Below are 19,984 nucleotides of genomic sequence, written 5' to 3'. Positions count from 1 at the left end.
TCTGAATAATTATTATAAAAACCCTATTTAGGTAATTAACCCAGTTGTAAGCAAAAGAGCATCGCCACCCTTTACAAACAATGGCGAGGGTCACTGGTTCAAGCCAGGTGATATTAAGCCAGCTAAAGGTATTGAAATAATTTAATCTTCTAATAACCTCGGCTAATAGTTAAATTCCCTTGTAAGCAGCTAAACTGTTGATTATAGTCTGTGATAAATCAAACAACATTCAAGCCAATGCCAACTAAGATCTACGCCAAAGCCAAAATACTGATAGTGGAAGAGCAGCCTCTCGCTCAAAGCTATATGAAACAGTCGCTAGAAAGGCTTGGCTTTCGGCAGTTGTACTTTGCCGATCATGCAATAGCAGCAAAAGAGCAATGCTTAGCGGAGCAATTTGATTTAATTGTATGTTCGTTTAATTTAAGCAAACACCAAGACGGCTACCAACTCTACGAAGAACTCAGAGTTAAACAACTGATAAAAAACTCCACCGCGTTTATTTTTATTTCTGCAGAAACCAGCGGTGCGCTAGTACATAGTGTTTTGGAGCTTCAACCCGACGATTTCTTAGTAAAGCCATTTACGGTACAGGAGTTAAAAACGCGGATTGAGCGTATTTTAAAACGTAAAAATGAGCTACAGAGTATTTATACTTTAATAGATGATGGCAACGACTCTAAAGCTATCAAAGTAATCGATGCCGCTTTAAATAAAAAAAACAATATATATAGTCCTATTCTACTGCGCTTAAAAGGTGATGCGTTGCTTAGGTTAAACCGCAGTGAAGAAGCTAAGGACTTTTTTACCTCGGTGTTAGATATACAAAAATTTGCCTGGGCCAAAGTGGGTTTAGTAGAAGCGTTGATTGCTAACAATGAGCATATACTGGCTCAACGTATGTTAAAAACCATGCTTGAACGTCATGAAACACGTTTAGTTGCTTTAGATTTACTTGGCCGGTTAGAAATCAAATTAAACCAATTTGAGCTAGCGCAAGATTTTTTAAGCCAAGCTGTGGATATTGCGCCCCGTAATATTCAAAGACAAAAATCGTTAAGCAATGTTTCGTTAGTAAACCACGATTACGAAAAAAGCTATTTAACCCAAAAAGACATAGCCAGCTACGCGCGTCATTCTATTCACGACAGCCCCGATATTTATCTCAATGCTGCCCGTGCCGGTATAGACTTTGCGCTAACAACCGATCAAACAGATCAAATACAACGTATTTCGCGCCAAACTAACAAATACATCAATGATTTAAAAAATCAGTTTCCTAATAACGCAAATCAATCTCAAATTGATGTACTTAATGCGCGTTTGCACTATTTAAAAGACGAGCATCAAAAAGCAAAGCGTCTTATTGAGCAGCTCGATGATGACGATACGTTAATACGCTCTGTAGATGGGGCGCTTGATAAAGCAAAAGCGTTTCACGAACTGGGTTTTCACCAAAAAGCACAAGCCTTATTCAGCCAAATAATTAGCCACTGTGAACGCCACCCCAATATGAGTGATATGACTTACTTGCGTTACATTCAACAGCAGCAAAGTGAGCGTCGCGATATTAAAATGGGCCCGAAAGAGCTTAACAACCATGCAGTAACGCAGTTTAATAAAGGGCAATTAAATACAGCGTTAGAGGCGTTTACGCAAGCATTTAGAGTAATGCCGCGCAACCCAAGCATTGCTCTTAATTTATTACAGTGTTTATTTGATTCAACAAAACAAAAAGGCGGCACTTTTAACTTAGTTCTTGCCAAAAAGTGTTACGCCCTTTTGAGTAATGCTACCTTGCAACCAGATCAGTCACAGCGATTAGATAAAATTTTGCATATGGCAAAAGAAATGAAACTCGATATACAAAACTTAAGTAAATAAAACCCTAGAGCTTTTTCATTGCAGCGGCATTTACACAGTAGCGCAAACCCGACGGTGCTGGGCCATCAGGAAAAATATGGCCTAAGTGTGCATCACACACATTACACACCACTTCAACGCGCTGCATACCATGGCTTAAATCGTTCACATAACCAATTGCATCGACAGTTGCAGGCTGTGTAAATGATGGCCAACCTGTGCCGCTATCAAACTTTTCATCGGCATCAAAAAGTAAATTATCGCAGCAAACACATGCATATTTACCTGGTTCCAATAACGTACAACTTTGAGAGCTATGTGGGCGTTCTGTGCCCTTTTTACGTGTCACATAATATTGCTCATCACTTAGCATTGCCTGCCATTGCGCGTCTGTTTTTACAACCTTTTCGCGTGGCGTAGGGTTGCCATTATTGGCAAAATTTATAACATCATTCCAAGTAAGCATAATAGCCTCCTTCGGTATTAATAAGTGATTAGGTTCTGTTGATCTTTTAAGGTTAAATTTCCAGCAGCCTGTTTGGTATTTAGGCAAGATAGAGCCTATGCAGTGTGGTTATTCCCCATAATTGGGCGATAACGTAGCATTAATGCCAAACAGGCGCTAACTAAAGCGAATAGTTTGCTTTTCATGATCTGAAAGTATGCGCTTCATGTAGGCGTCTATGTCATTTTTTTGTGCGGGTAAACTTACACTAAATTGTCGCTCGTTATTGCTATGAATAATAAGCTCATCGTTCTTACTTTCTATATGTTCAATGTTGCCAATAACAAGCCATTGCGGGCCAAATTTTTTATCAAAAAAACCTGCCAAACTAAATAACATTAAGTGCTGTGCATAGCGCTGAATAAAATTATCAAGCGTATTGCGCTTTTTAAAGGCGGGTGTCAGCCTGTAACAACACGAACAAAACACAAATAACCATAATCCTATTACGGCAGAAAACCAAATATGATCAGTTAACGATGTAAACAGCACCAAAGCACCTAAAACAATGCCAATACCAAGCACTACAACGGCAATTTTTTTATTAATGTTATCCATTTAGCTCCCTTTTATTTAGCGTTTTTATCATCTGCTTTTTCGGTAGGCTCTGGCCAATCGTTAAAAAACACCTTTAAATAACGACTCTTTGCCAAGTACCACATTACCCAAAACACAATTACCATTTGCACAGCTAAAAACAGTGAAAACCGGTAATGACTATGTGCTGCTTGTATTGTTAACCAGCTTAAGTCGGTTATTGCGCACACAAGTAACGGCCAGCGCATGTAACGCCATGCCATCGCTAAACGCGCGCTTTGTTGGTGCGAGTCCCGCGGACGTCTTAAGCAAAATAAAAAAGTGGGCACAATCGCAATAGCACCAATTGAAATTGCGATAAAAAAATCGTTTTTAGATTTAAAAAATAACGACATTAAATCAAGCTCAGGGCGGCGACTCAGCGCCGCTATAACCCAAATAAAATACGCCCGTAGTAACACCAATAAACTTAGGTGAAATGCAATTGGCGTACGGTAGCTACCGTATTTATCCCAATACTCGGGTCCATATCGGCTCATTTTATTATCCTAAGCATTGTACTTATCAAACAGTGCAATTAAGTCGTCTTCGCTAAGTATGTCTATACCTAAATCTTGTGCTTTAGTTAATTTAGAGCCGGCTTTTTCGCCCGCCACCAATGCATCTGTTTTAGCCGACACACTACCGGCCACTTTTGCACCTAGCTGTTGTAAGCGTGCTTTAGCATCGTTTCGATTTAAAGTAGTAAGCGTGCCTGTTAATACATAGGTTAGCCCAGCTAAGGGTTGCTCATCCTCTGAAGGCAGCGTTAGCGCTGGCCAATTAATGCCTTGTTCGATTAAAGCATTAACCACATCTACATTATGTTGCTCATCAAAAAAGCCACGAACATGCGTTGCTACAATAACGCCTACATCGCTCACTTGCGTAAGGCTTTCAACACTGGCGTGGGTTACCTTTTCAAGTGTTAAAAAATGATTTGCTAAGTTTTGCGCTGTGGCCTCGCCAACCTCACGAATACCCAGCGAATACAAAAACTTTGCAAGCGTCGTTGTTTTTGCAACTTCAAGCGCATCCACTAAGTTTTTAGCCGACTTAGGGCCCATACGCTCAAGTGACTCAAAGTGACCTTGTTTTAATATAAATAAATCTGCGGGGGTTTTTACCAGCTCTCTATCAACCAGCTGATCAACTATTTTGTCGCCTAAGCCATCTATATCAAGCGCTTTGCGTGATGCAAAATGCTTTATCGCTTGTTTACGCTGAGCTTGGCAAACTAAGCCACCAGTACAACGAGCCACGGCCTCGCCTTCTACTTTTTCAACGTGTGAGTAACAAATAGGGCAACTGGCAGGAAATACAATGTCACGTGTATCATCTGGACGGCGCTCTAGCACTACTTGTGTAATTTGCGGAATAACATCGCCAGCGCGGCGTATAATTACTGTATCGCCTACCTTTACACCTAAGCGAGCAATTTCATCGCCGTTGTGAAGCGTTGCATTTGATACCGTAACACCGCCTACAAATACAGGCTCTAAACGCGCTACGGGTGTTATAGCACCTGTGCGGCCAACCTGAAACTCAACATCAAGTAACTGGGTTATTTCTTCTTGCGCAGGAAACTTATAAGCGATGGCCCAGCGCGGCGCACGTGCAACAAACCCTAAACGCTCTTGTAAGGCTTTTTGATTTATTTTTATTACTACGCCATCAATTTCATATTTAAGCTCGCTTCTGCGCGTCAAGATATCGCTGTAGTAATCTAAAGCCGCTTGTGTGCCTTCTACTAACTTTGTTTCTGGGCACAGCGGTAAACCCCAATCAGTTAATTTTGCCAATTGTTGGTAGTGATCTTCAGGAATTGTACCCTCAGCCACCAGCCCGGTGCTATACGCATAAAACATTAGCGGGCGTTTAGCAGTAATTTTTGAATCAAGCTGGCGTAGGCTACCTGCGGCTGCATTTCGCGGGTTAACAAATACTTTTTCGCCACGTTTTTCGGCTTCGGCGTTTAGTTTTTCGAACCCAGCGCTATCCATAAATACTTCGCCACGTACTTCAAGCTCTGCCGGGTAATCGCCACGCAGCTTAAGAGGCACGTTACGGATTGTTTTTACATTTTGTGTAATATTCTCGCCAGTAAATCCATCGCCGCGCGTTGCTGCCTGCACAAGCACACCATCACGGTAAATAATCGACACAGCCAAGCCATCTAATTTAGGCTCACAACAAAAAGTGAGCTCATCTTGGCTCATTAAACGCTCTTTAATACGGCGGTTAAAAGCGCTAAATTCTTCTTCACTAAAGGCGTTATCAAGCGATAGCATGGGCACTTGGTGAGCTACTTGTTCAAATTTACTCAGCGCTGCGCCTCCTACCTTTTGAGTTGGCGAATCAGGCGTTAAAAATTCTGGGTTTTCTCTTTCAAGGGCGCTTAACTCGCGCAATAGTCTATCGTATTCTGCATCAGGAATACTGGGTGTATCAAGGACATAATAATTGTAGTTGTGTTGCTCTAACGTACTACGAAGATGATTAATTTGCTCACTAATGCTGCTAGACATTTAAACCTCAAAAAACATAAAAAAAGCCACTTTTAGGTAAGTGGCTTAATAAAAATAATGTGTGCGTATAAATTACGCAGAAAATGCACGAACCTGCTCAACATATTGACGAACGCGCTCAACGGTCATTTCTTCACGCTCGGCATCTAAAATTTGTGCACCAAATTCATCGGCAATTTTCTTAGCTGCGCTATGTAACATATTAAACGCTGCAAGCCCGTCGCCTTCACAAGGTAAAGTCATAAATAAGCTAACCCCTGCGGTGCTAAACTGTTCCATATTATCAATATCAAACGTACCTGGGTTATACATATTTACTAATCTAAATAACACTGGACCTTGCCCTGCAGGGTCTATGTGGCGATTAAAAAAGCCTTCTTCTGAATATTTAAATCCTAAGGTATTTACTGCAGGCAATAACTTACTGCCTTGCATGCTTAGCCCCTCAGGCATTTGAATATGCACGATAACAAAGTCAGACACATCTGCTGGCGCTTCTTTTTCGCTCTCTGGCTCTGGTTCTAGCTCTGGCTCTTGGACTACTTCCAAGTCGTCTTCAATGGGTGTTTGCGCCACACTCGTATCTATTTGCGGCTCGTTTGCATCAAAGTTTAGCTCGCCAAATTGCGGCTCATCTCGCTGGGCAATAACCGGCTCTTTAGGTTCAACAGGTGTATGCGAAGGTGTATCTTGCATTGGCTCAACCCGCTCTGAAGGCGCTACCTCTGAGCTGTCTTTTTTTCTAACTGACCATAAACCATGTACTAATAAGCCACCTATGACAAGTACACTGATCACAATTAAAACCAATCTTAGTTCTTCGGCCATCCCCTCACCTTTTATTATTTGTTATGCCTAAACCCGTGTATTAATTAACACTAATACGCTTAAAATAAACTGTTATGTGTGTGCAAGTTGCACTGCTTGTTCTATATCTACTGCTACCATGCGTGATACGCCTGGCTCTGCCATAGTAACGCCAGTTAAACGCCCTGCCATTTCCATCGCAATTTTGTTATGACTAATATAAATAAACTGCACCGATTGTGACATTTCTTCAACCAAACGGCAAAAGCGTACCACGTTAGCATCATCAAGCGGCGCATCTACTTCATCCAGCATACAGAATGGAGCTGGATTGAGCCTGAATATAGAAAACACTAATGATAATGCGCTCAGCGCTTTTTCTCCACCACTTAACAGATGAATTGTCGAATTTTTCTTACCTGGCGGCTGTGCCATTATACTAACACCACTTTCGAGTAAATCGTCACTGGTTAATTCTAAATACGCGCTACCACCGCCAAATACTTTTGGAAATAGCTCGGCAAAGTCTTTGTTTACTTGATCGAAAGTAGCTTTAAAGCGTGTTTTGGTTTCACTGTCTATTTTACGTATCGCCCCTTCAAGTGTATTTAACGCTTTGGTTAAATCCTCAAGTTGATTATTAAGGTAATCACTGCGCTCTTTAGCTTGTTCAAACTCATCTATTGCGGCTAAATTAACCGGACCTAGCTTATCTAGTTGATGCACAAGCCCACTGATCTGATTTTGCGCTGCATTTAAACTCAGTGAATCAGGCAGTGTATCTAAAACACTTTTTAAACTTTGCTTTAATTCTTCAAGCGGCTCAAGTGCTGCCTGCGCTTTTATAATTAGGCTTTGCTCTTCAATGCTTAGCGTTTGATGTTGTTCTTGCAAAGCCACCAACTCACCTTGAGAGTGCTTAAGACTCGCTTGCTTGCTTATAAGTGTTTGCTTTGCCTCATTAAGCTTTTTTTGTATCACATCTAAGCTCGCTTCACCTTGCTGATGTTTTATTAAAAGCTGTGCTATTTGCTCAGTGAGCTCTTGCTCAGGTATTAGTAACGCTTCCATTTGCGCTTGTAGCTCTTGCGCTTCTTCTTGCGCACTAATGAGCGCTTGCTCAGCATGATTAAGCTTTGTTTGACTAAGCTGCCACTCACTGTGTGCTTTTTGCTCTTTTAACGTGGCTCGATGCGCTTTTGTTTTATATTGCTCAAGTGTCGCTGCAGCTTGGCTGTATGCTGTATTACTGCGTGTGCAAGCGGCGTCGGCGCTTGCCAATTCGTCAGCTAAAACACTTTGCTTATGATGTAACCCTTCAAGCGCAGTGTTGTGCTCATCGCGGGTTTTTAATAATTGTGATTGCTCAGTGGTTAATGCACGCTTTTGTTGCTGGTGTTTTTCTAGTTGCTGTAAAAACTGTGCTACTTGCTCTTTTAACATGTCGCTTCGCGTAGTGGCCACGGCAATATTTTGTGCTAATTGATGAATTGCATTTTTAAGAACCGCTAATTCATCACTCAGCTTTTGCTGCTGTGTTTTTAGCGCATTAAGCTGCTCAACGTCTCTTGCAAGTGTATTTTCGGCCTCTACTAAGCTCGCTTTTTTTTGCTTTAACTGTGTGTGTTTTAAAAGTTGTGAGTTTTCGGCATTTTTGTCTGGGCTGCGGTGCCAGTTTCGAGCATGTAAAGCACCGTTTTTATCCATAACCGCAATATAAAATGTATCGTTTAATGCAGCTAAGTCAGCACTTTCACTGTACGCAATACGGGTCAGTAGATCTGGATAAACCCCCTCAATAATGAGTGCCGCAACGCTATTTACTGGTATTTCACTCTTCTGCGGCCATACGCTATTGTTGCTTTGCACATCCGCTACGTTTAGATGCTCAAGGGTTTGCAGTGCCTGTTCAACTATATGTTCAAACCCTGGTTTTACTTCTAATTGATTAAATAAAGTGTGCTGCTTATTGTCATTCTCAATCCCTAAACTGCTTTTAAGCCCAGCAATGCGCGCTTTTAACTCATTAACGTGCTGCACGCTTTGCTGATGCTGTTGCTCAGCGTCGTTCACTAAATCGGTTTGCTCTTTGAGCGCTGCGTTGCACTGTGTTTGCGCCGTTTGCTTACTGGCAAGCTCTTGAGTAAGGGTTTGTTTGTATTTTTGTTGCTCGGCTAGTTGCTGCTCTAATTGGCTACTTTTAATATCGTCAATTTGGCTATTTAGTTGGCTAAGCTGTGCGTTTACATGGGCTAAGGCTTGCTCTGTTTGCTTAACACTACTTTGCTGAGCCTGTACTTTATTATTAAGCGCGTGCTGTTGTTGATTAAGGCTTTGCCACGCGGCTGTGTGCTTATTTTTTTCATCAGCTAAATCTGCAAGTGTAAGGGTAAGCTCTTCAACTTGCTCGCTGCACTCTAAACTGTACTCACTTATCTCTTGGTGGCTCACAGCTAACTGCTCACATACGTTTTGCTGCTGTGTTTTTAGCGCTTCACTTTGCAGCTTTCGCTGCTCAAGCTTAACCATACTTTGCTTAAGTGTTTGCGTTTGCTGTTTAATATTAATGTGTTGCTGTTCGGCGCGGGTCAACTCTGTGTGGGTAACGTGTTGTTGGTGCTGCGCATCGTTAAGCGCATCTTGCTCTGCATTTACTTGAGCCTCTAGGCTTGCAAGCACATCGTCGTGGCCTGAGTGAGCCGTTTTAAAAAAGGCGATTTGCTCATTAAGCTTTTTAATTTGCTCACTTTTTTCAAGCTGTTGTTGATGCAGTTTTTGCCATTTTAATACAGCCACTTGGCCTTTTAAGGTACGCTCTTGCGCTTTTAAATCGCGGTATTTTTTCGCATCAACCGACTGCACAGCCAGTTTATCTAGTTGCGCTTGTAATTCTTTACGCACATCAAGTAAACGCTCAAGGTTTTCGCGGGTACTTTTAATGCGGGTTTGCGTTTCGCGGCGGCGTTCTTTGTATTTAGACACACCCGCGGCTTCTTCTAAAAATACGCGCAGCTCTTGAGGTTTGCTCTCGATTAAACGCGAGATCATCCCTTGCTCTATAATTGCGTAACTACGCGGACCAAGCCCAGTGCCTAAAAATATATCGGTAATATCGCGCTTACGGCATTTGCTCCCATTTAAAAAGTATAACGATTGACCATCGCGTGTTACTAAACGCTTAATCGCTATTTGGTTTCTGTCGGCAAATGTATTAGGTAAATCACCTTGGGTGTTATCAAAAATAAGCTCTACTGAAGCTTGCGAGATAGGTTTACGATTAGTTGAACCATTAAAAATAACATCGGTCATGGCATCGCCACGTAAGTTTTTAGCTGAGCTTTCACCAAGCACCCATCGCACAGCGTCAATCACGTTTGATTTGCCACAGCCGTTAGGCCCAACAACACACGTCATTTGATCAGGAAATGGAATTTTAGTGGGCTCTACAAACGATTTAAAGCCCGCTAATTTAATAGTGCTTAAGCGCATCTTATTGTTATTACCGATTATTATTGTTATTACTTATAAACAATTTAACTCATAAACAGTTAAAAAGTTAAGCTTGGCGTTTAAAGTTATCTAAAATAATACCTGTGGCCATTGCCACATTAAGTGACTCTGCCTCACCAAAAGCCGGTATGGTTATTTTATCGCTTACTAATTTTGCACACTGCTCGCGTATGCCATGCGACTCACTGCCCATAAGCAACACACCTTTTGCGCTAAAGTCTGTTGTATGTACGCTTTGCCCATCTAAAAATGCCCCATAAATAGGCATATTTAATGTTTGTAAGTATTCAGGTAGCTCTACTTGGCTTACCGACACTCTGACAAACGAACCCATAGTCGCGCTAATTGTTTTAGGGTTGTAAGCATCGGCACTATCGGTACTTGTTACTATATGTTTAATGCCATACCAGTCGGCAACTCTGATAATAGTACCTAAATTCCCCGGATCAGAAACCCCATCAAGCGCCAATATTAAGCCGCTATTATCAGGTAAATCAGCCTTTGGCATATCAACCACTGCAATGGCCGCGTTATTACTCACTAAGGTACTGGCTTTAGTCAGCGACTCTTCTTCTGCCGGCGTAAAATCTACATGTGGAAACTGGTTTTGGTGAGTATTTATAAACGCCTGTGTTGCAAATATATCAACCGCCTTTAATGGGCTGTTTAACAACTCAAGTACGTTTTTTTCACCTTGTACAAGGTATTGATTATATTGCTTTCGGTACTTTTTTTGGCCAAGTTGGCGAATAAGCTTGAGTTGGTTTTTTGAAATCATAACAGCCCCATAAAATTATCGCCCTAGTATACCAGAGATGATTTAAAGTGCAGCACCACATATATTAAAAGCAGCGCCATTGTAGGCTGTAAGGCTATTAAAGATTGAGCTTTGCACCAAATTTAGGTAAATTAACAAAAAAACAACATGGATATAATTTTAATGGAATCTATACACCCTACTCCCCCAGAAACCACCCCTGCAGTAAGTGAACCTGCTGCCCCTATTTTTAGCGGCAAAGTACAGTTTAGCGGTAAAGGCGGTGAATTTTTTGGTATTTGGATAGTCAATATTTTACTGAGCGTGCTTACTTTAGGTATTTATTCGGCTTGGGCAAAAGTGCGCACAATGCGATACTTTTATGGCCACACCCGCATTGACGGACACAGCTTTGACTACTTAGCCACCCCGATGCAAATTTTAAAAGGCCGTATTTTAGCGGTTATTGTATTTTTAATTTACTCCTTTGGTAGCAGCTTTTTTCCTCTTGTAGGCTTACTATTTGCGGTGGCTTTTATCTTTTTAATGCCATGGATTATTAACCAAGGCCTGCGCTTTAATATGCGTATGATCCGCCATCGTAATGTACGCTTTGCATTTAAAGGGGATTACGGCGAAGCCTTCATTAATTTTATACTGTTACCTATCGCCAGTATTTTTACCCTTTATTTATTAATGCCGTATGTTTTAAAACGTATCGACAGTTACATACACAGCAATATTAGCTACGGTGATACGCCGTTAACCGTAAACCTAAAAGGTGAAACCTACTACTTAACCGCCCTTATTTGTTTTGTGGTGAGCTCTATCACTATGGTGATTTTTATGGCTGTTTTAGGCTTGTTTGGCCTTGATTTAATGAATGCAGAAAACCAACAAGCTGCACAAGATCCAGCCAAAATGGGCATTATGTTTGGTGGGATGATGATTGCTTACATATTTATGATAGCAATAGTAACCGCTGTGTGGGCTGCGGCTATTCGTAACCATATTTTTGATAACAGTCAATTTGAAGACGTAGCGTCATTTAAATCAGAGCTTAAGCCTATTCCTTTTGCCATATTACTGTTAACTAATATGCTAGCCATTGCGTTTACTCTTGGGCTTGCCTACCCGTGGACCAAAGTACGCACATCAAGGATGCTTGCCGAGGTTACAACCGTTAGTATTTACCCAAGCGCCCTAAACTTGGTTGATAGTACGCAGCAAGAGCAGTCATCATTTGCCGAAGAAGCGGCCAATGTATTTGATATTGACCTATCGCTAACCTAAGAGCTAATTATGCACGTACAGGGACATTACTTCCCCAAAGCATCAAGCAATTACCAGCAAGGTGTCGCTATTATTAGCGACACCTGTGTTGAGATTAGCTACGATGATCAGCTTATTTCAAGCTACGCTATAAGCGATATAACACTCACCCCAGGGCTTGCCGGTCTTGCTGACGAACTGTGTTTTAATGATGGTAGCCGCTTTATTCCTACTGATGTAAATTATCGCTGGCCTTTTAAAACGAATAAACTCGATAGACTCGAGCGCCTTGAAAAAAGTAAATGGGCCATTATCGCGGCTATTATTTTTACACCGCTTTTTATGTGGCTAATGCTTTATAAAGTTGTGCCCACTATTGCCGTTTACAGTGTTGATACTCTGCCGCGTAGTGTTGTAGAGCAGATGGGTGAACAAAGCTTTACCATAATTGAGAAGCTAGCACTTGATGAAAGCGAACTGCCTAATGAGCAACAAATTAGAGTACAACAATACTTTAATACCATGCTTAATAAACTCTCACTTGAGCCATCTATTTATAGGTTGTCGTTTTATAAATCAGAGGCCTTTGGAGCGAATGCATTTGCAATGCCTCACGGGCGCATAGTGGTCACTGATGAATTAGCTAACTTATTAGCTGATAAACCCAACGCGTTAAAAGCGGTATTACTTCACGAAATTGGTCATGTAGTCCACCAGCATAGTGTACGCATGACCGCGCAATCGGCAGCCAGTACCATTGTACTTGCTGTGATATTTGGTGATTTAGAAGGCATAGCAGAAGTGGCACTTGGCACCGGTGCTACCTTTGCACAGCAAGGGTTTTCGCGTGATATGGAGCGTGAGGCAGATAGCTATGCGCTCATTCAACTTGAGCATTTGGGTTATTCGAGCAATGATTTTGCCGATGCCATACAAGCACTGCAAAGTGCCCATACAAGTGAAAATGAACACCTTGAAAAGGTTAATAATTTGCTCGAATACCTATCAAGCCACCCAAGTGCACAAGAGCGCATTGATAATGCCAGAAAATAACACGGTTTATATCCAACTTGCACGCTATATTGTTGGGCTGAGTTGGATATACCACGGCTTTTTCCCAAAGCTGTATCATATTGCACCACTTGAAAAATTGATGACTGGCAGTGCGGGTTTTTCAGCACAAGTGACTGACTTAATTACACGTTCGGCGGGTGTTGGCGAAATTATATTTGGTTTGTGTTTATTGGTATTTTATAAACATAAGCATATCGTTATTTTAAATATCGTAGCGTTGATTGGCCTTCTACTCGCTGTAGTAGTAATGCAGCCACAATTACTTATTGAAGCATTTAACCCAGTAACCACTAACCTGCCGCTTATTGGGTTAAGTTTTATTTGGTTAAAAGAAATTAAGCTGCAAAATAATCGGTATCTTTAAAATAAAAAAGGTATGCCTGCCCATACCTTTTTTGTAGTGCTCTCTTATAACGTTAATACTTATTTTTATGTGTCCACAAATGCAATAACTCGCTCGCAATGGTTGCTGCGGCAATAGCGGTAAGCTCGCTTTGGTCGTACGACGGTGATACCTCTACCACATCCATACCCACCATATTTATGCCTTTTAGCGCGCGCAGTATTTTAAGCACTTTATCAGATGTTAAACCACCGCATACCGGTGTGCCTGTACCTGGTGCAAATGCAGGGTCTAAACAATCTATATCAAACGTTAGGTAAACGGGTAAGTCGCCTACTCGCTCACGTATTTGCGCTGCAATGTCATTGGCATGTAAATCGTTAGCCTGCATTGCATCAATCACGGCAAACTCGTGCTTTGATTGGACAAAGTCGGTGCGAATACCAATTTGTATACTGTGCTCTACATCAATCAACCCTTCCATAGGCGCATGATAAAACATAGTGCCGTGATCAAAACGTGAGCCATTGCTGTATGTATCAGTGTGCGCATCAAAATGAACCAAGGCCATTTTGCCATGTCTCTTTGCATGTGCACGCAATAGCGGAAGCGTTACAAAGTGATCGCCCCCAAGGCCTAACAGCGTTGTACCTTGGCGAAGTATTTGCTCCGCGGCCATTTCTAACTGTGCCGTAAAATACTCCGGATCGCCTACCGGATAAGTAAAGTCTCCGGCATCGGCAACGCTTAACCGCTCAAACAAAGGAAATGTCCACGGGTATTTAGTGTCTTCCCAGGCTAAATGTACCGAGGCTCTGCGAATGGCATCTGGCCCTAAGCGTGCACCGGGGCGGCCCGACGTTGCCAAATCAAAGGGTAAGCCTAATACAACAACATCTGCATCAATAGCATTAATGTTTTGCACCATAGGACGACGTAGAAACGTCATCCCGTTTGAATACAATGAGTCGTCAACATGACCAAACAAGCTAGACATTGCTTATAACTCTTCTAAATAGGTGTAGCCATTAAGGCCGTTTTGCAACTCGTCTAAAACGCTTTGCTGTTCATTTTTGTCTATTTTTGCAGACACTAACTGCGCGTACGACTGCTGAAAACTCTCAACATCTAAATGCACATAGCGCATCATATCGGCCACCGTATCGCCTTGGTTTATTTCGCTAATACTGGCAACACCTTGCTCATCCATATTGATAATGGCACTGTGCGTATCGCCAAATAAATTGTGCATATCACCTAAAATTTCTTGATACGCTCCCACTAAGAAAAAGCCCATTAAGTAAGGTTTATCTACACTGTACTCAGGCACGGGTAAGGTGCTTTCAATGCCTTGGCCATCAACATAGTGTTCAAGTGCGCCGTCTGAATCACAGGTTATATCAAGTAATACCGCACGATTTTTTGGTGCTTCGGTTAATCCACTTAATGGCAATACCGGAAACACTTGATCAATCCCCCACGCATCAGGCAATGATTGAAAAAGCGAAAAGTTTACAAAAAACTTATCAGCTAAACGCGCATTTAACTCGTCAATAATTGGGCGATGAAAACGGTTTTTGTTATCCATGTGTTTGTTAAGCTCATAACAAATACGCAAGTTAACTTGCTCTGCCCACGCACGCTGCGTTAAATCTAAAAGCCCCAGTGCAAATTGGTTATGCGCCTCTGCTAAGTCACCTTGGCTATCGTGATAAATTTCAATCAGTGCACGGTCATCCGTTAAATCGGTTAATTGCACAAACGATGCCCACATGTTTTTTAATAACAGAGGTGCATCTGCCACTGGCGCTACTAATTCCTCTGGCGTGTAACTTTCAGTACCAATAACATTAGAAATAAGCACTGCATGATGCGCCGTAAGCGCACGTCCTGACTCAGAAATAATCGTCGGCATGGGCTGCGCGTACTGCTTACAGGTATCACCAATGGTGTACACAATGTTATTTGCATATTCAGCTAAGCTGTAATTCATAGAGTTATGCGATTGGCTGCGTGTACCATCGTAATCAATCGCTAAACCGCCCCCTACATCTAAGCACTCAATGTTTGCACCTAATTTACGTAACTCACAGTAAAAACGCGCAGCCTCGCTTACACCTAAACGCACATCGCGAATGTTTGCCATTTGCGAGCCTAAGTGAAAATGAATAAGTTGCATTAAATCAAGCTGGCCTGCGTCTTTTAAACGGTTCACTACGTGCAAAACTTGCGACGCTGATAAACCAAACTTAGATTTTTCGCCGCCACTTGCTTGCCACTTACCTTTGCCTTGCGATGCTAAACGTACACGAATACCAATACGTGGTTTAACATTTAGCGCTTTTGCTTGGCTAAGCACCATGTCGAGCTCAGAAAGCTTTTCAAGCACTATGTATACTTTGTGGCCTAGCTTTTCGCCAATCAGTGCTAAGCGCACATATTCTTTGTCTTTGTAGCCATTACATACAATCACTGCACTGGTTTTTTCTGCCATTGCCAATACTGTTAAAAGCTCTGGTTTGCTGCCCGCCTCAAGGCCTAATTGTTTTTTTTCTAATTCGGCTTGGCTTGCTACTATTTCTTCAACCACTTCGCGCTGTTGGTTTACTTTAATTGGGTAAACTAATAAGTAATCTTTTGGGTAACCATAGTTTTCAATCGCGGTATTAAACGCACTACATAAACTGTGCACACGATGATGTAAAATTTGTGGAAAGCGCACTAAAGCCGGTAAGCTTAAGCCCTTTTCTTGAAGTTGTTTTGTAATATCTGTTAGTGCAATAGTTTGCTCTGGGGCGTGAGCCTTTGGGGCAACATACACATCACCTTGATCATTAATACCAAAAAAACCTTGGCTCCAATGACGAACATTGTAACTCGTGCGAGCTTGTTCTAGTGATGTTGTCTCTTTCATTTATCTTTCTCTTTTGTTTAATGAATGCCGGTTCGGCGAGTTGGGCGCATTAAAAGAAAAATAGACTGTTAAGTCCAACAAGTATTTTTACTCGTAACGAGTGATTTTTAGTGTTGAGAAAAAACACCTACACCTTAGCTTTTTACAGCTAAAAAAATAAGTACAGCTGTACTTTTTTAATATAAAATAGAACAACTGTACTTATTTGGTATAAATATGAAACAAATTTATTTTAATCAAAACAAGCCACCTAAATTTTCTAAAATAACAAAGGCTGCCACTTTTGGTCTGACCAAAACATTTCCTAAACTCAGTGCCCGCCTTGCCATGAAGGTATTTTGTAATCCGCATAGCCGACGACAATACGAATTTAGAACATGTATACAGCCAATTAATATTAAACTTACTACCGAGCTTGGTGCAGTAAACCTGTACTATTTTAGCCAAGCCGAAAACACTAAAACGGTATTTTTATCTCATGGCTGGGCCGACAGCACTAATCGATTTACTGCTTTAATAGACGAACTACTTGAAAAAGGCTTTAATGTTTATTCAATTGATCACATAGGCCATGGCTATTCGCACGGCAATACCTCGCACTTATACGGGTATATGCAGGGTCTAACAGCGGCTTTTGAGTACTTTAATGGGCAAAACATTACCATTAATAGAGTCGTTACACACTCTATGGGCGGTGTTGCTTTGTTAAACTTAGCGCCTCATTATTTAGAAAATAAAAAAATTGTGTTTATCTCTGCCCCTGCACAAATATTTGAAGCCATGTTTGCAAAAGTTAGGCAAGTGGGGATTTCTGAGCTCATGCTAGAAAACATGCTTAATAAGGTGTCGGATAAATATGGTATTAGCTGGCAAAACCTTCACCCTGACCATTCTAAAAATAAAATAAACGAAAACATGTTGTTTATTCATGATAAAAATGACTCAGTGGCAAGCTTTGAAGCAATAAAATTATTGACTGAGAACACACCCGCAACACTTGTGGCCACACAGGAGCTTGGGCACGTACGCATTTTAAAAAGCCAATACGTGTACGACCAAATAACACGCTTTATGGATTAACAATGAAAAAAAGTGAGAGCACTAAGCGCAATATACTGCACAAAGGAATGGCCTATGCGGCTGCACAAGGTTTATATAGCTTGTCGATAGGGAAAATAGCGGCAGTAACTAACATGTCGCGTACGGGGGTGATCTCACACTTTGCCAATAAAGAAGATATGCAAGTGGCTATTTTGGCCTACACAGAAGAAGAGTTTAGAAAACAGGTTGTTGATATATCTGTTGATGAAGATGCGTTAATTCATTTAAATAATTTTCAGCAACGCTGGCTTGAGTGGCTCAATTTTTTAGATACGGTATCGCCTGGTAAGCAGGCAAGCTGCCCGCTCATTAAAGCGTCGGTAGAATTTAAAGCGAGCCCCAATTGTTTGGTAAGGCAGTTTATGCAAGACCAACACTTAAAAATGATTAACTACCTCACTAAACTTGCAGTTAACTGCCAAGCACAAGGCTACTTTAGCCAAGACAAAGAGCCGAGCATTTTTGCGTATGAGTTTTATGGCTTATATACCGGGCATGTTGTACAAACAAGTTTAATAGATAACCCAGCTTTAACGCTTACTTATAAAAAAGTAGTTGGCAATTTAATTGAGCGATATATGCGCGTTAACAATAGCCTGTAAGGCGTTTTTCACCTTTAATATGACTTACTTTTTAAGCGCTTTTAGGCGCAAAAATAATAATAGCCATACCCAGTAAGGCAACCGCCCCGCCCACTAAATCCCACATTGTAAGTTTTACGCCATCAATAGCCCATAACCACAGTAAAGCCACACATATGTACACGCCGCCATACGCGGCATACACTCGTCCAGCGGCTGCTGGGTGTAACGTTAGCAACCACGCGAATAGCGCTAAACTGACTGCTGCAGGTATTAAAAGGAATATGGATTTATCTTCTTTAAGCCAAAGATAAGGTAAGTAACAACCAATAATTTCAGCAAGGGCGGTAATAATAAATAGCGCGATAGTTTTTACTTCAAACATAAAACCTCACGTAATTTAAATAACAAGAACATAATAACGCTAAGTAACTAAAAATTAGTTACTTAGCTAAAATATAATGTGAAATATGGGTAAAAAATTCTTTACCCATATTTAAGCAAAACAAGTTACTCGGCCAAGGCCGCGTCAGCCAGCTTCATTGTACTTTCGAACGATTTAGTACCGGCTATAAATAAACCATTGTGGCAAAATACAGCGTCGTCTAAGCCTGTTTCAGCTTGAAACTCTTCATCCGATAAACCAGCCCACGCTTTAGGCAGTGACTTTCTGTCTTCAAACGAGCCTGGCTCTACTGGTACAGTTTGAATAATCCATTGGCCGTTTTGCGAAGGGTAAACCATAAATAAAGCGTCGCTTGATAAATGGTGTACTGTTTTTTTCCATGGTGTGTATTTTTCTAAAATAATCACGCGGGGATCTTTTGCCTCTTCTATTGCTTTTGCAACAATATCTTTGGCGTTAATGCTTCCCTTTGCTGAGGCAATAAAACGGGTTAATAAACGCGCTGCAAACTCAACGGCTTCATCAAAGCATTCATCAAAGTTGCCTTCCTCTTCCCATGTAGGATTAAACATAGAAAGCGTTTGGCTAAGCGTTATGCCCTCAACCACACCTTTAACGTAACCACAATCTATTGCATCAATAGTAGAGACTAAACCAGCGTCTACTCTATCAGCCACCGCTTGGTTATTATCACACAGTGCTACACCATACTTTTTCCAAATTAAGCCAAATGACGAGTATGGCGTGCCATTTTCACGCTCGCCTGCGCCGCCGCGTTGGTGGTGATCAAAGCGTCCTGTGTCAGGGTTGTATTCGCCACCTACATCAACAACAATATCGGCACTTTCTATTATGGCTTTATCGCGGGTTCGTACCAAGTTAAAGGCAGGCAATACATGCTTAAGTACCGCAATGCTAAACACATCGTCGGCATGGAAATTACCGCTGTGGGTTACTACTGTTAAATCGCTCATTGGTTTTGGGCTACTTTTAAAAAAGATAAAATTCTCACTTATGAAGTGCTAAATGCAGATTAAAACTTACGTGGCGAATTTTATACGAACAGCGCAATGAAAAACAGTGAAGTATTTTTTGCGCCCACATTAAAGGGCAGGCGCAAGGAGTAAATTAGCAATTTTATTTTGGCTCAGGGCTTAGACCAAGCTCCATAAATACACTTTGTGGGTTATCTTTATACGAGCCAAAGCTTGCACAGCGCTCAAAACCTAAATCCTCGTATAAACTAATTGATTCGGTTTGCTTAGGGCCCGTTTCTAAACGAATGAGTGGAATTTTTGTTTCGCCGGCATAATGCAGCAAGTTTTGCATGATACGTCTTGAAAAGCCTCTACCTCGGTAACTCGGTTTAACGTATAAGCGCCTTATTTCGCCATAAAGCGTACCGTCATTTTGCTTAACAATAGCGCCACAAGCTATAATGCCATCTTCATTTTTTAAACCAATTGCGTAAACGTTGTCTTTATCTAATTCTTCTATTTTAAGAGATTGGGCTGTAGCCACCGGATATAACGAGTTTATCAGTCTATCTATATCTGCAAACACATTAACTACATCAGGATCCTTAGGGGTTAATTCGACTAACTGCATCTCTTGTCGTCCATTTTTTATTTTGAATCATTATAATAAGTTCATAATATATATTTACGACATGTGTTCCTAGTGTTGTTTAAACAAAATGTTTTAATAAGGTAAAAATAGAATTATTAAAACGTTAGCTAAATGAGCG

At 41.2% G+C, this 19,984-nt stretch carries 18 protein-coding genes; 6 read left to right on the top strand and 12 right to left on the bottom strand.

What is annotated here, in order from left to right:
- The first annotated feature begins 237 nt into the window (after nucleotides 1-237).
- Entirely contained in the window at nucleotides 238-1,884 is a 1,647-nt protein-coding gene (locus CWC16_RS16420; protein WP_138542283.1) for a response regulator, read from the top strand.
- A 4-nt stretch (nucleotides 1,885-1,888) separates the two neighbouring features.
- On the opposite strand, the gene msrB is transcribed toward CWC16_RS16420, so the two are convergent.
- The 7 genes from msrB to CWC16_RS16385 all read right to left on the bottom strand — a co-directional run bounded on the left by msrB (nucleotide 1,889) and on the right by CWC16_RS16385 (nucleotide 10,567).
- Nucleotides 1,889-2,329: a peptide-methionine (R)-S-oxide reductase MsrB gene (msrB, locus tag CWC16_RS16415; protein WP_004588868.1), complete on the bottom strand. Its 441-nt coding sequence runs from the start codon at nucleotides 2,327-2,329 to the stop codon at nucleotides 1,889-1,891.
- Between the two features lie 156 nt (nucleotides 2,330-2,485).
- Nucleotides 2,486-2,926: a hypothetical protein gene (locus CWC16_RS16410; RefSeq protein WP_138542282.1), complete on the bottom strand. Its 441-nt coding sequence runs from the start codon at nucleotides 2,924-2,926 to the stop codon at nucleotides 2,486-2,488.
- An 11-nt stretch (nucleotides 2,927-2,937) separates the two neighbouring features.
- Nucleotides 2,938-3,444 carry a DUF2919 domain-containing protein gene (locus tag CWC16_RS16405; protein ID WP_138542281.1) on the bottom strand — a complete coding sequence of 169 codons (507 nt, stop codon included), beginning with the start codon at nucleotides 3,442-3,444 and terminating at the stop codon, nucleotides 2,938-2,940.
- 9 nt (nucleotides 3,445-3,453) lie between these two features.
- A complete protein-coding gene (gene ligA, locus CWC16_RS16400) occupies nucleotides 3,454-5,472 on the bottom strand; it encodes an NAD-dependent DNA ligase LigA (RefSeq protein ID WP_138542280.1) in 2,019 nt (672 codons plus the stop codon).
- Nucleotides 5,473-5,544: 72 nt separating this feature from the next.
- Nucleotides 5,545-6,300 carry a cell division protein ZipA gene (zipA, locus tag CWC16_RS16395; protein ID WP_138542279.1) on the bottom strand — a complete coding sequence of 252 codons (756 nt, stop codon included), beginning with the start codon at nucleotides 6,298-6,300 and terminating at the stop codon, nucleotides 5,545-5,547.
- A gap of 72 nt (nucleotides 6,301-6,372) precedes the next feature.
- Complete coding sequence (locus CWC16_RS16390) at nucleotides 6,373-9,768, bottom strand: chromosome segregation SMC family protein (protein WP_138542278.1); 3,396 nt, start codon at nucleotides 9,766-9,768, stop codon at nucleotides 6,373-6,375.
- Nucleotides 9,769-9,835: 67 nt separating this feature from the next.
- Nucleotides 9,836-10,567, bottom strand: a complete 732-nt coding sequence (locus tag CWC16_RS16385) for an RNA methyltransferase (protein ID WP_138542277.1) — start codon at nucleotides 10,565-10,567, stop codon at nucleotides 9,836-9,838.
- Between the two features lie 162 nt (nucleotides 10,568-10,729).
- On the opposite strand from CWC16_RS16385, the gene CWC16_RS16380 reads away from it, so the two are divergent.
- Genes CWC16_RS16380 through CWC16_RS16370 form a run of 3 tightly spaced genes read left to right on the top strand, consistent with a single transcriptional unit; the run spans nucleotide 10,730 to nucleotide 13,256 of the window.
- Nucleotides 10,730-11,839 (top strand): YjgN family protein, encoded by a 1,110-nt coding sequence (locus tag CWC16_RS16380; protein ID WP_138542276.1) that lies wholly within the window; start codon nucleotides 10,730-10,732, stop codon nucleotides 11,837-11,839.
- A gap of 9 nt (nucleotides 11,840-11,848) precedes the next feature.
- Nucleotides 11,849-12,871 carry a M48 family metallopeptidase gene (locus tag CWC16_RS16375; RefSeq protein ID WP_138542275.1) on the top strand — a complete coding sequence of 341 codons (1,023 nt, stop codon included), beginning with the start codon at nucleotides 11,849-11,851 and terminating at the stop codon, nucleotides 12,869-12,871.
- Nucleotides 12,858-13,256 (top strand): DoxX-like family protein, encoded by a 399-nt coding sequence (locus CWC16_RS16370; RefSeq protein WP_138542274.1) that lies wholly within the window; start codon nucleotides 12,858-12,860, stop codon nucleotides 13,254-13,256. The genes CWC16_RS16375 and CWC16_RS16370 overlap by 14 nt, the downstream gene beginning before the upstream one ends.
- A gap of 52 nt (nucleotides 13,257-13,308) precedes the next feature.
- On the opposite strand, the gene speB is transcribed toward CWC16_RS16370, so the two are convergent.
- Together speB and speA are read right to left on the bottom strand one after the other, a co-directional pair.
- A complete protein-coding gene (gene speB / locus CWC16_RS16365; protein ID WP_138542273.1) occupies nucleotides 13,309-14,232 on the bottom strand; it encodes an agmatinase in 924 nt (307 codons plus the stop codon).
- Between the two features lie 3 nt (nucleotides 14,233-14,235).
- Nucleotides 14,236-16,149 (bottom strand): biosynthetic arginine decarboxylase, encoded by a 1,914-nt coding sequence (gene speA / locus CWC16_RS16360; RefSeq protein WP_138542272.1) that lies wholly within the window; start codon nucleotides 16,147-16,149, stop codon nucleotides 14,236-14,238.
- 216 nt (nucleotides 16,150-16,365) lie between these two features.
- Here speA and CWC16_RS16355 point away from each other — a divergent pair, with 216 nt between their 5' ends.
- Nucleotides 16,366-17,229 (top strand): alpha/beta hydrolase, encoded by an 864-nt coding sequence (locus CWC16_RS16355; protein WP_138542271.1) that lies wholly within the window; start codon nucleotides 16,366-16,368, stop codon nucleotides 17,227-17,229.
- A 2-nt stretch (nucleotides 17,230-17,231) separates the two neighbouring features.
- A complete protein-coding gene (locus CWC16_RS16350; protein WP_138542270.1) occupies nucleotides 17,232-17,852 on the top strand; it encodes a TetR/AcrR family transcriptional regulator in 621 nt (206 codons plus the stop codon).
- A 31-nt stretch (nucleotides 17,853-17,883) separates the two neighbouring features.
- On the opposite strand, the gene CWC16_RS16345 is transcribed toward CWC16_RS16350, so the two are convergent.
- The 3 genes from CWC16_RS16345 to CWC16_RS16335 all read right to left on the bottom strand — a co-directional run bounded on the left by CWC16_RS16345 (nucleotide 17,884) and on the right by CWC16_RS16335 (nucleotide 19,845).
- Nucleotides 17,884-18,216 carry a YnfA family protein gene (locus CWC16_RS16345; protein WP_138542269.1) on the bottom strand — a complete coding sequence of 111 codons (333 nt, stop codon included), beginning with the start codon at nucleotides 18,214-18,216 and terminating at the stop codon, nucleotides 17,884-17,886.
- Nucleotides 18,217-18,341: 125 nt separating this feature from the next.
- Nucleotides 18,342-19,211 carry an MYG1 family protein gene (locus CWC16_RS16340; RefSeq protein ID WP_138542268.1) on the bottom strand — a complete coding sequence of 290 codons (870 nt, stop codon included), beginning with the start codon at nucleotides 19,209-19,211 and terminating at the stop codon, nucleotides 18,342-18,344.
- A 163-nt stretch (nucleotides 19,212-19,374) separates the two neighbouring features.
- Complete coding sequence (locus CWC16_RS16335; protein WP_138542267.1) at nucleotides 19,375-19,845, bottom strand: GNAT family N-acetyltransferase; 471 nt, start codon at nucleotides 19,843-19,845, stop codon at nucleotides 19,375-19,377.
- Between the last annotated feature and the right edge of the window lie 139 nt (nucleotides 19,846-19,984).

The organism is Pseudoalteromonas sp. S3776 (assembly GCF_005886915.1).
GTDB lineage: Bacteria > Pseudomonadota > Gammaproteobacteria > Enterobacterales > Alteromonadaceae > Pseudoalteromonas.
This window is presented reverse-complemented; position numbering and strand designations above follow the sequence as displayed.

Coding starts and splice junctions, on each gene's coding strand:
- CWC16_RS16420 (WP_138542283.1), top strand. CDS start 238: ATGCCAACTAAGATCTACGCCAAAGCCAAAATACTGATAGTGGAAGAG.
- CWC16_RS16380 (WP_138542276.1), top strand. CDS start 10,730: ATGGAATCTATACACCCTACTCCCCCAGAAACCACCCCTGCAGTAAGT.
- CWC16_RS16345 (WP_138542269.1), bottom strand. CDS start 18,216: ATGTTTGAAGTAAAAACTATCGCGCTATTTATTATTACCGCCCTTGCT.
- speB (WP_138542273.1), bottom strand. CDS start 14,232: ATGTCTAGCTTGTTTGGTCATGTTGACGACTCATTGTATTCAAACGGG.
- speA (WP_138542272.1), bottom strand. CDS start 16,149: ATGAAAGAGACAACATCACTAGAACAAGCTCGCACGAGTTACAATGTT.
- msrB (WP_004588868.1), bottom strand. CDS start 2,329: ATGCTTACTTGGAATGATGTTATAAATTTTGCCAATAATGGCAACCCT.
- CWC16_RS16375 (WP_138542275.1), top strand. CDS start 11,849: ATGCACGTACAGGGACATTACTTCCCCAAAGCATCAAGCAATTACCAG.
- CWC16_RS16340 (WP_138542268.1), bottom strand. CDS start 19,211: ATGAGCGATTTAACAGTAGTAACCCACAGCGGTAATTTCCATGCCGAC.
- CWC16_RS16335 (WP_138542267.1), bottom strand. CDS start 19,845: ATGCAGTTAGTCGAATTAACCCCTAAGGATCCTGATGTAGTTAATGTG.
- CWC16_RS16390 (WP_138542278.1), bottom strand. CDS start 9,768: ATGCGCTTAAGCACTATTAAATTAGCGGGCTTTAAATCGTTTGTAGAG.
- CWC16_RS16370 (WP_138542274.1), top strand. CDS start 12,858: ATGCCAGAAAATAACACGGTTTATATCCAACTTGCACGCTATATTGTT.
- zipA (WP_138542279.1), bottom strand. CDS start 6,300: ATGGCCGAAGAACTAAGATTGGTTTTAATTGTGATCAGTGTACTTGTC.
- CWC16_RS16355 (WP_138542271.1), top strand. CDS start 16,366: ATGAAACAAATTTATTTTAATCAAAACAAGCCACCTAAATTTTCTAAA.
- CWC16_RS16410 (WP_138542282.1), bottom strand. CDS start 2,926: ATGGATAACATTAATAAAAAAATTGCCGTTGTAGTGCTTGGTATTGGC.
- CWC16_RS16385 (WP_138542277.1), bottom strand. CDS start 10,567: ATGATTTCAAAAAACCAACTCAAGCTTATTCGCCAACTTGGCCAAAAA.
- CWC16_RS16350 (WP_138542270.1), top strand. CDS start 17,232: ATGAAAAAAAGTGAGAGCACTAAGCGCAATATACTGCACAAAGGAATG.
- ligA (WP_138542280.1), bottom strand. CDS start 5,472: ATGTCTAGCAGCATTAGTGAGCAAATTAATCATCTTCGTAGTACGTTA.
- CWC16_RS16405 (WP_138542281.1), bottom strand. CDS start 3,444: ATGAGCCGATATGGACCCGAGTATTGGGATAAATACGGTAGCTACCGT.